This is a genomic window from Rubritalea sp. (assembly GCF_039830215.1).
GTDB lineage: Bacteria > Verrucomicrobiota > Verrucomicrobiia > Verrucomicrobiales > Akkermansiaceae > Rubritalea.
In genome coordinates this window covers 1-9,770 of the sequence record NZ_JBDOPO010000351.1, presented here as the reverse complement: position 1 = coordinate 9,770, position 9,770 = coordinate 1, and the positions used below count along the sequence as shown (strand labels likewise).

Annotated in this window: 9 protein-coding genes and 1 pseudogene; 7 read left to right on the top strand and 3 right to left on the bottom strand. The window is 47.0% G+C overall.

What is annotated here, in order from left to right; translation table 11 throughout:
* A pseudogene (locus ABGY95_RS11935) lies at positions 1 to 267 on the top strand (hypothetical protein); the annotation flags it as partial.
* Positions 268 to 364: 97 nt separating this feature from the next.
* Here the strand turns inward: ABGY95_RS11935 and ABGY95_RS11930 are convergent.
* Positions 365 to 1,642 carry an O-acetylhomoserine aminocarboxypropyltransferase/cysteine synthase family protein gene (locus ABGY95_RS11930; RefSeq protein WP_347441906.1) on the bottom strand — a complete coding sequence of 426 codons (1,278 nt, stop codon included), beginning with the start codon at positions 1,640 to 1,642 and terminating at the stop codon, positions 365 to 367.
* A gap of 133 nt (positions 1,643 to 1,775) precedes the next feature.
* On the opposite strand from ABGY95_RS11930, the gene ABGY95_RS11925 reads away from it, so the two are divergent.
* From ABGY95_RS11925 to ABGY95_RS11910, 4 genes are all read left to right on the top strand, one after another.
* Entirely contained in the window at positions 1,776 to 2,006 is a 231-nt protein-coding gene (locus ABGY95_RS11925) for a hypothetical protein (RefSeq protein WP_347441905.1), read from the top strand.
* Between the two features lie 27 nt (positions 2,007 to 2,033).
* Positions 2,034 to 2,864 carry a hypothetical protein gene (locus ABGY95_RS11920; RefSeq protein ID WP_347441904.1) on the top strand — a complete coding sequence of 277 codons (831 nt, stop codon included), beginning with the start codon at positions 2,034 to 2,036 and terminating at the stop codon, positions 2,862 to 2,864.
* A gap of 260 nt (positions 2,865 to 3,124) precedes the next feature.
* Positions 3,125 to 3,637 carry a peroxiredoxin gene (locus tag ABGY95_RS11915; protein WP_347441903.1) on the top strand — a complete coding sequence of 171 codons (513 nt, stop codon included), beginning with the start codon at positions 3,125 to 3,127 and terminating at the stop codon, positions 3,635 to 3,637.
* Positions 3,634 to 5,136 (top strand): Na+/H+ antiporter NhaC family protein, encoded by a 1,503-nt coding sequence (locus tag ABGY95_RS11910; RefSeq protein WP_347441902.1) that lies wholly within the window; start codon positions 3,634 to 3,636, stop codon positions 5,134 to 5,136. The genes ABGY95_RS11915 and ABGY95_RS11910 overlap by 4 nt, the downstream gene beginning before the upstream one ends.
* 790 nt (positions 5,137 to 5,926) lie before the next feature.
* Here ABGY95_RS11910 and ABGY95_RS11905 read toward each other — a convergent pair.
* Both ABGY95_RS11905 and ABGY95_RS11900 read right to left on the bottom strand, forming a co-directional pair.
* Positions 5,927 to 7,228, bottom strand: a complete 1,302-nt coding sequence (locus ABGY95_RS11905; protein ID WP_347441901.1) for an AI-2E family transporter — start codon at positions 7,226 to 7,228, stop codon at positions 5,927 to 5,929.
* 95 nt (positions 7,229 to 7,323) lie between these two features.
* Positions 7,324 to 7,983, bottom strand: coding sequence for a hypothetical protein (locus ABGY95_RS11900; RefSeq protein ID WP_347441900.1), 660 nt, complete (start codon positions 7,981 to 7,983; stop codon positions 7,324 to 7,326).
* Positions 7,984 to 8,300: 317 nt separating this feature from the next.
* Between ABGY95_RS11900 and ABGY95_RS11895 the strand changes: the two genes are divergently transcribed.
* Positions 8,301 to 8,969, top strand: a complete 669-nt coding sequence (locus ABGY95_RS11895) for a hypothetical protein (protein WP_347441899.1) — start codon at positions 8,301 to 8,303, stop codon at positions 8,967 to 8,969.
* Positions 8,970 to 8,980: 11 nt separating this feature from the next.
* Positions 8,981 to 9,562, top strand: a complete 582-nt coding sequence (locus tag ABGY95_RS11890) for a methyltransferase (protein WP_347441898.1) — start codon at positions 8,981 to 8,983, stop codon at positions 9,560 to 9,562.
* Positions 9,563 to 9,770: the final 208 nt, after the last annotated feature.

The window sequence follows — 9,770 nt, the reverse complement described above, 5'->3', positions numbered from 1 at the left end:
CCGGAGCTTGAGGAAGATTATATAACGCGAGCCTCAGCTGTTTCTACAATGTTTACTTTCGTCACACCTCAAAATGGTTCTGACCTTGAGCAGCTTGAAGCTCAGTTAGAAGCACCCATTGAGACGGTGGTTGCCGAAGAATTTGAATACGACACGAGAGAAGTCAAAGAGCGCGTAGTGCGCAACAAGACCAAGAAAAAGGGACCTCGGTCGAGACCTCTTGAGCACAAGAAAAAGAAGTGGAAGCCTAAGAAGTACACGCGTTAGTTGGCCACTCTTCTATCTCGTTACATTTCTTTGTGATGATAGAAAATAAGCCTCGCCTCGATAAAGAGTACGAGGCTTATGTTTATGTAAATAAATGTTATCCTAGAGCTAACTGTAGGTCACCGATGATGTCATCGATGTGTTCGATACCGATAGAGAGCCTAACCATACCCGGGGTGATTCCTCCTGCTATTTGTTGCTCATCATTCATCTGAGAATGAGTGGTGGATGATGGGTGAATGGCGAGAGATTTGGCGTCACCGACATTGGCTAGATGTGAGAAGAGCTTGAGGTCTTCAATGAACTTTTGTCCAGCTTCACGTCCGCCTTTGATTTCAAAGATAACCACTGATCCGCCTTTACCGCCGAGGTACTTGAGATTCTTCTGATACTCAGGGTCATCTTCGAGACCGGGGAAGCGAACCCATTCAACATTGCTGTGGGATTTGAGAAACTTGGCGACTGCGAGTGAGTTTTCACAGTGCCTTTCCATCCGTAGTGGTAGGGTTTCGATCCCTTGGAGAATTGCCCACGAGTTATCAGGTGCGATGCAGGCTCCGAGGTTGCGTAAGGGAACTGTTCGCATACGTAGAATGAAGGCTAGTGGAGCCAAGGGCTCGGGGAGATCATGGCCCCAGCGCAGACCGTGGTAGGAATTGTCGGGGGTGTCGTAGAGCGGGTGCCTCCCAGCCGCCCAGTTGAACTTTCCTGAGTCGATCACTATGCCGCCGATTGAGGTGCCGTGGCCGCCAAGCCATTTGGTGAGTGAGTGGATCACAATGTCGGCTCCGTGGTCTAACGGTCGGCAGAGGTGTGGTGTTGAGAAAGTGGAGTCAGCAACCAGTGGTATGCCTGCAGCGTGGGCAATGTCGGCAATCGCCTGAATGTCGGTAACTTCGGACGCTGGGTTAGAAATAGTTTCGATGAAGACTCCGCGCGTCTTGTCATCGATAGCTGCAGCGACATCTTCGAGGTTATTAGGGTCCACAAAACGAACCTCGATACCAAGTGTTGGCAGGATATTGTTAAACTGGGTGTAGGTGCCGCCGTAGAGGCTGTTGGCTGAGACAATGTTGTCACCAGCTTGAGCAATATTGATGATTGTGTAGAAAATGGCTGAGGTGCCAGAGGCTAGAGCCAGTCCACCCATCTCTGGGGCACCTTCTAACAGAGCGACTCTTTTCTCTAATACTTCAGTGGTCGGGTTTTGTAGACGAGTGTAGATGTAGCCGAGCTCTTTGAGGGCAAACAGGTTGGTGGCGTGCTCCGCTGAGTCGAAAACATAGGATGCTGTGCGATGGAGTGGCAGAGCTCGTGCGTTCGTTGTTGGATCTGGCTGTTGGCCGCCGTGGAGACATAGTGTTTCTAATTTCATGGGACACGATGCATAGCGTAGATCGCCTCAACTGCGGAGCAAAAAAAATGAGTACCACTAGGGAGCGTGAACAGTTTTGTGAGATGTGCTAAAAGGCATTGCAACTTTTCTTCAATCTTGGAGTTTATAGAATATGTTTAATATGATTTTCAGCCTAGGTACGAGCTTAGCTCTTGGTGGACTCACTCTGGCTCACGGGCCGAGGCCTGAGCAATTGGGGCCAATTGCTCAGCCAGTGGGCGAGCAAGGAGTGTTGTGGTACACCACATGGCAGACTGGATTTGAAGAAGCCCAGCGGAGTAACCGGCCGATTTTCTTTTTTGCTGCAGCTGCGCAGTGTGGCACCGTCTCAGGAACATTCTGACCAGCCTATAAAGCAGCTGAGATCAGTTTGCTCTCACAAAAAGACTTTATTGAAGCGTCTAAAGAATTCGTCTGTATTCGCCTTGAGACATACGAGAGTAAGGCAACTCAAGATCGTATCCGCGACCTATTACAAGGGACTATGCAGAACACTGCGTTTGTGGTGTACGCTCCTGATGGGGAGACCAAGCTGACGGGTTCTCACCGCAGCCCGCAGTTTGTTCTTGGGGGCCGCCGAGGTTCTACAGATATAGCGCCAGTGATTGATAAGATGGGAAAAATTGCGAATGAATACAATGTCAAAGGCGCGCTGAATCAATCTATCTTGCAGGACTTTGATAGTTTTAAGCAATCCCTCAATGTCGCCTCAGCGGACCAACGCTTATTAGTATTCACAGTCTCACCAAAGCGTGAGATGAGAAAGGTGAAAGAGAACTTGCAAACGGTATTCAGTGATCCGAGCGTGAATGGTCGATTCCATTTTGACATTGCTGGGAAGGATGACATGAAATGGGCTGAATCTCTCAAAAACGTGAATGCTAAGACTGGCATTTTTATCATTAAATCGGGCGATTTTGGTCAGGATGGAATAGTCTTGAAGGCGCTGTCGTTAGAAACGCCAGCCAGCCAGCTCAAAGCTGATTTGCTAGAAACTAATAAACAATTCGCCGAGTTTGAGAAAAGGAAGGACTACGGCAAGCATGTTAACCAAGGGCGTCGCGAAGGGGTGAAGTTTGAAAACAATATCCCGCATGGTGAAGACCGCGATGGTGACGGGAAAATAGATGAACGTAAAACTGGTCAAGGACGCAGGGAGGGCAAATCATACCGCGGTGGCGGAAGACCTTCTAGGGATTAGAGATTGCGGAGGCTGAACAACGGAGGGCACTTCCACGTGCTTGCCATCATGCCTACTAGTCGTGAGGATGCGTGGTCGAGTTGGTTTGTCATTCTGGCCTTTATCATTTTAAAACCATTTGGCTATGGAACCAGTTTTAATTATGCTGGGATGAATCTGCATTCAAAACTAGTGTATTGCCTTGCTAATCTTAAATCACCTCCCTGTGCATTTTGCCGATTTCTATTTGCAGCCGATTACTTCTTGCTAGAATGTTGGCTATGAAACTAAAATCTATTGTTTGCTCGGCGCTTTCTTTATTCTGCGCGGGATTTTCCTCAGCTTCACCTTTAGAGGTGGGGGCAGATGCACCAAAGCTGATAGCTAAAGATCAAGACGGTAAGGATGTGGATCTAGCGGCTAAGTTTGCTAGAGGTCTGACTTTGGTTTATTTCTACCCAAAGTCGGATACTCCAGGCTGCACCAAGCAGGCATGCAACTTGCGAGATGCATTTGAAAATGTCAGAGCGGCAGGGATCGAGGTTATCGGAGTATCTGCTGATAAACCGACCCAACAGAAAGCTTTCGCGTCAAAATATCAACTGCCATTCACTCTCTTGGCCGATTCTGATGCTAAGGTAATGCAGGCATTTGGCGTGCCAGCGAGGGCTGGGAGATTCGCGGCGCGTCAGAGTTTTTTGATCAAAGACGGCAAAGTTATCTGGGTCGATCTCAAGGCTTCTCCCGCTTCTCAATCACAGGATGCCATCGCTGCCGCAGCTAAAGCGAAATGATGACTGATGGAGTATGGGTATTGCTGCCAGCTGTGGTGGCGTTGGTCACAATTGTGTGGACACGAAAGGCTGCAATTTCCTTGCTCGCCGCTATGATGGTCGGGGTTTTGATGCTGCACGGAGGGAACCCTCTAGAATCGTCGAAAGCGCTTTTTGTTGACTATTTATTTCCAGCTTTGTCGGGGCCTTGGCATATGGGGCCAATTGTATTCACCTTGGTGCTCGGAAGTTTTTCTCAGGTTTTAGAGCGCTCTGGAGGTTTCAGTGCGATGCTCGGGAAGTGGCTGGATAGACCTAGTAGTGTAGGTGTGCAGCGGCGCAGTTTACTCAGTGTCTACGGCTTGGGCTTGCTGTGTTTTTTTGATGGATTGGCGAATGCCATATTGGTGGGGAGAGTGGCGCGGCCAGTGACTGATAGATTAAAAGTCTCTCGTCAGTTGTTAGCTTATATTGTCGACTCGACCAGCTCGGCAGTGGCTTGTATCGCTTTTATTTCTACGTGGATAGCGACACAACTTTCGTTGATTCAGGAGGGAATCAAGGGGAGTGGGGTGGATGTCGGAGCTGTGGAACTCTATTTCCATTCAATCCCAGCCAATCCCTATTGTTGGATGGTGTTGTGGCTCTTGTTGTTAGTGATCTGGAGGTCGTGGTGGATCGGTCCGATGAAGAATTACCAAGCGGAGGGCCAGAGCCTCGAACCTGAGGCGACGGGATCTCAGAGCGACCAAGGGGCCAGCACTAGCTCCGTGGTCATTCCTCTCGTGTCTATTTTACTGATCGTTCCTAGTATGATTTATCTTTGGCAAGATGGTGCTGATTGGTCATGGAATAATGCGTTTTCAAGCAGCAGTGTTCCTCAGGCTATGGTGGCGGCAGGCTTTATCTCTTTGTTTGTTGCTTGCGTCTGCTTTCCTAAATCGAGAAAGAGTGAACTATCTAAACATCTAGCAGATGGCGCGGCTGGAATGTTGCCTGCTTTAGTGATTTTAGTACTAGCTTGGGCACTGGGTTCTGTGTTCAAAGACCTTCAAGTGGCACAGCTGATCACGAGGTTGTTAGGAGGGCAATTGAGCCTCATGTGGTTGCCATTTGGAGTTTTTCTTGTAGGGGCACTCACATCATTCCTCACAGGTTCGTCATGGGGGACAATGGGGATATTGATGCCCTTAGTTTTGCCTGTAGGGATCGAGATGGGGGCCGGCTTGGCAGCTGAAGAATTGGTCGTGGTTTTGCCAACCCTGATTGGATCTGTGTTTGGTGGAGCTGTCTTTGGTGACAACTGTAGTCCATTTTCAGATACGACGATTTTGACGTCTCTTGCAACAGGATGCAGCCCGAGTTCTCATGTGAGTACACAGCTGCCCTATGCATTGATCGCAGCAGTGGCAGCAGCCATTTCTTATGCTTTGGTGGCGGTTGGACTGCCAGCTTGGACCGCGACTCTCATGCTTGCGGCGGTGTTGGCTGCCGCTGCTTTTTTGATGACTAAAAGATGAGCTGAACCTCTAAGAATAAGTATTCCGATCTGGGTGGTAGTACAAACTCACCAATTGAGCCTCCCCAAAATCCTAAGCAGGGGGAGTCCTAATTCATTTACATGAATCAAGGACAAACAACGAAACGTAAACACAGAATACACAGCAGGGGAATTCAAACGCGAAGTTCTCCAATACTCTACCGAAAGCCGTGGGGAAGCTCAGTTGCTAGTTTTGGTCGTGCACGTAGCGGTAGCTAGCTTTCTCAGTGGAGTTACACTTCAGTTCTCTGTTTATTTGGAAACACTTTTGCTACGAGTTGGAGCGATAAAGCTTCTTGTATCGGCCAGGCGGCGCAGAATCAATATGGGATAACGCTCTTAGCGGCTCACATATTTGTATGACATTGAGGACTGATTCATTTTCGATTAGTGGCACGAGTGCTTATTTAATAAGCATCCGGGCTGTCTTTCGTTCGCATCGGGACACTTCCGGTTTGAATCCAAGTGTTGAAGAAAATAAAAAACAATCCATACCCATGAGCGGTAGAGGAATAGAAGTGGCTACGTTTCATGGGACCATTTCTTGCATAGAGGAACTCCGCACGGTCAGTATGCAGATGGAAATTGTGGCACGGTGTTAGGCGTGAGTATCCCTCAAGTGAAAATGAGAACTTCGCATGGCGCTCCGATATCTGATTTTTTGTGAGAAAAAGACTCATCCAGCCCCATTAGGATCGGTTCGGATAGGAATAAAAAATGACGGCATAGAATAGTTCCCTTGGGATGCAATACTTATTAAGAATCGCCACTTAGGTGCTGGTTGTTGACTCCACTGGGGTATTGGGCACCAACACATTCGATTTGATTCTAGCTTCCCAGATGTAGCGGCGGAAAATCACTTTGACCGCTGCGGTCATTGGCACAGCCAAGATGGCTCCAAGGAAACCGCCCAATAAAAGTGACCAAAAAAGCATAGAGAAGATCACTGTCATGGGATGAAGTCCGACAGAGTCACCTACTATCTTTGGTGCTGTAGCTAGAGAATTTATCTGTTGCACAATGAGAAAAATGGCGAGAACTGCGACTACATAGAACCACGGGTTTTCCCCTAGCACCCAATTTAGTCCAGCCCTGTTTTCCGCAGCGTTGAAATGAACATAGGCGATAATACAGGACGGGATTAGGCAAAGAATGTTCCCAATGTAGGGGATGACCCCTAGTACGGCCATTGCGACCCCGATCACCAAGGCGTAGGGGAGTCCAAAGATGAAAAGTGCGATGCCAACTAAAATGCCATCAATAAAAGCGACAAGCATCTGGCCGCGGAAGAAGGAAATTAAATAGCCGTTGATTTCCTTTAGGCTATCGACCACCTCATTTTTAAAAGAAGATGCACGTAGTGGCACATACTCGTGCCAATGCCCTTTGATGGCCGCAGATTCTTTGAGAAAGTAATAAAGGTAGATAGGAACCATCGCTAAGCCAACGACTAAGCCGAGAGATGCGAGGATTTTAGAGGAACCCGTCGTTATGAATTTTCCAGCATAGCTTGCGATTTGCTCTACGTGGGAAGTAAGGTGGTAAGCTATGTTAGTTTCTTTAAAGCTGACTTCAGCTCCCTCAGAATTTCCCAAAAGTTTAGTTGTGGAAGATGCTTCGGGGGCTTCGTGTTTAGCCAGAGCCCAGTTGGCCGCGGGTTTGATCCAAGGAGTCTCCCCTAGCTCGGAGATTGTTATAGTGATGTTCTGGCCGAGCTGACTGGCTCCATTTTCAGCTTTGGCAGAGAAGAGATCCTTCGCTTGAGATACGATGGGAGGGACTATCACAAATCCCATGAGAATAATGGCGACAATGAAGCTAGAGAAGACTGTGATGACTGATTTTAGTCGACTGAGCCCCTTGCTTTGTAGCCAACTAACGAATGGATCTAGTAGATAGGCGACTATCCCTGAAACCGCGATAGGGATGAGCACGGGCTGGAGATAGGCCAAGATCTGGCTTCCTAGCCAAATAACGCTAACTAACAAAAATCCAATGGTGAATATGCCTATGCCAGTGAGCGCTCGCCATAGCGTCTTCTTTTGAAATTCTGTGGGATAGCTAGGATTCATATCCAGAAAAATGAGCTAAATAATAAGAGATGGCGATTACAAAATCTAACAGTTATTGGAGCAGCTAAATGGAGTGTCCCTCCCCCTAAGTAACTCTAGCAAATTATAGCGTCGTTAGCGTCGATGACAGTGATTGCGTTCTCCTTCTTAAACATTTTGGCAAAAGTACTGCCCATATTTGCAGCCTCGAGTAGGGTCTGTGTAGTGGCAACGTCGGAAACTTTTCCGTTGTCGTCATATTGGACACGGTAAGGTGGCGAATACTTCTCGAAGGCAGCGTCACTGCGGCCAATAGGGAATGTGTATGCAACCCGAGGGAAATGGTGCTCAAAGTGATGCTTAAGCTCTTTCTGGATCATTAATGGTACTACAGTATGAAAGCTAAATTCGCCAGCAACTGACTCTGCCAACCCATCAATAGAAAGGGTGAATGTGAAGTCTGATGGGTCTGCGACAATACTGACTACAATTGTCTTTTCTTGGTAGTCAAAGCTGAGACGGACTCCCACATTGTAGAGTTTCTCATCCAGAGGCGATTCACAATCCATTAAGATAAGATCCATCGGGAAACCACTTTTCTTCACCGCTTTAGCCAGATTGGAAAAGACAGGGACAATAATATCGTCCGTAATGCGATCCATTTCACCACAGCCTAGAATGAAATTTTGACGTTCCCAGACTTGGGCGTCATGAACCTTCGTTGCCTTTGCGGCCTCGAGTTCTGCATTTTTTTCAGCTGAGATTTCTTGCTGCATGAATAAATTTGAATACCAGTGGCGGCAATTTTCTTGATAAGAGTTCATGAATAGCAAGAATTTACAAACATGCCATAAAATTTTAGTATTTCTTAAATAGTTGAGAGTTTCTCGGGATAAACCAGCGTTTGATTACGAGTTTAACTTGCTAAAAAGCTCAAGTATAGCATCTTACCCACCTAGATGCTGCACCCCCAGCTATTTCTTAAGAATTTATAATTTTAGAAAAGTCAGCAAGAATCACATCAGACTGGATCCTTTTTTTGTTAAAAATAATTATCCACCTTTTCAGTCTCAAACTAACCAACCTATTTATAATGTCCACCGCGGAAAAAATCCCCGAATTTGCTGACTTGTATCTTCGTCCATCTGATAAAGAAGTGAGAGACCAACAAGCGCGCTATAGGCAAGCGGTACGTATCGGTTTTGTAGAAATGGAGAGGATTACTGAAGAGGTAGTTATCCCAGAGTTTGAAAAGGTTGGAGAGATCTTGATGGCTGCTGGTTACGACGTGGAGGTGGTTGTTTTCGATACGGAGTCGAATATGTGTGACGATCTTTTTGTCTGTGGAGCTGGCCTCCGAATTTCGCGTGGACACATGCACAGCGCTATTGTTTACACAGGAGATCCATACCGTTTTGAGTTTACCTTACAGACGCACAATTACGTTGGAACTGTGACTGAAGTCGATGTTGCATACCACAAATTGACCCCAGTTTGGTTTCACCGAAACGTTTTAAACTTTTTGAGTGTGACTTTCTCAGAGGTTGATTTCAGCAACTTTGCTGAGACTGAGGAAGACCAATGGCTCGTAATGGAAGGTCCATTTACGGTCAAGCTAGAAGATGAAGGTGGAGATTACCAGACTGTTGCTGAGGCCGAAAGTATTGAAGAGGCTATGAAAATGGCTTCGATGTTCTGCACAGCATTTAAGTCTGAGGACAAGTTGGTCCTAGAGGACATAATGGGCCGTAGGGTCTGCTAACGCCCGACTCTGTGGATTGGCAAGATCGTTATCTTCGTGGTGACACACCTTGGGATAAAGGGACTTCGGCACCATCTTTGTCCCCACTGATAGAGCAAAAACCTGAGCTTTTTGCTAATCAGCGCGTTTTTGTTCCAGGCTGTGGACTTGGCCATGACGCTAAAGAGTTTGCCAAGCATGGCCTAGATGTGGTGGCTGCTGACATCTCACCCTTCGCTATTGAGCGAGCAAAAGAGGAAAATCCTCACGGAGTTGACTTTAGGGAACTTAATATTTTAAAAATAGATCACGATTTGGTTGGTTTTTTTGACATTGTTTGGGAGCATACTTGCTTTTGCGCCTTGGATCCCAACCTCCGATCTGACTATGTCGTAGCTATGTCGGAACGCTTGAAGCCGAATGCAGTTTTACTGGGAGTTTTCTTCACAAATCCTGATGCAGCTCCAAATGAAGGGCCGCCCTACAAGACTAGCCGTAAAGAATTGTGCGAAATATTTAGCTCACATTTTGCCTTGGAATGGGTGGATGAACCGAAGGAATGTTATCCTGGTCGAGAAGGATGTGAGCATCTCATGTTATTTAAGAAGCTCTAGCTGCCAAATCGCACGTTCTGAGATTTGACCAGTCAGGCGGGCGGTTGCAAATTCTTCCGCTTCTTATACTTGCCGTCAGAGTTAGATTTGATCAGAGTCTTTCGTAACAACTTAATTGTTCTATGTTCAAAAGAATCGGAAATCTTATCAAAGGCTTTATTGGCCTATTCGTTGGCGGCCTTGAAAAACGCAGCCCTGAAGCATTGTT

Excerpts from the sequence above, each read along its gene's own strand:
- ABGY95_RS11930 (WP_347441906.1), bottom strand. The coding sequence starts at position 1,642 with ATGAAATTAGAAACACTATGTCTCCACGGCGGCCAACAGCCAGATCCA.
- ABGY95_RS11925 (WP_347441905.1), top strand. The coding sequence starts at position 1,776 with ATGTTTAATATGATTTTCAGCCTAGGTACGAGCTTAGCTCTTGGTGGA.
- ABGY95_RS11915 (WP_347441903.1), top strand. The coding sequence starts at position 3,125 with ATGAAACTAAAATCTATTGTTTGCTCGGCGCTTTCTTTATTCTGCGCG.
- ABGY95_RS11910 (WP_347441902.1), top strand. The coding sequence starts at position 3,634 with ATGATGACTGATGGAGTATGGGTATTGCTGCCAGCTGTGGTGGCGTTG.
- ABGY95_RS11905 (WP_347441901.1), bottom strand. The coding sequence starts at position 7,228 with ATGAATCCTAGCTATCCCACAGAATTTCAAAAGAAGACGCTATGGCGA.
- ABGY95_RS11900 (WP_347441900.1), bottom strand. The coding sequence starts at position 7,983 with ATGCAGCAAGAAATCTCAGCTGAAAAAAATGCAGAACTCGAGGCCGCA.
- ABGY95_RS11895 (WP_347441899.1), top strand. The coding sequence starts at position 8,301 with ATGTCCACCGCGGAAAAAATCCCCGAATTTGCTGACTTGTATCTTCGT.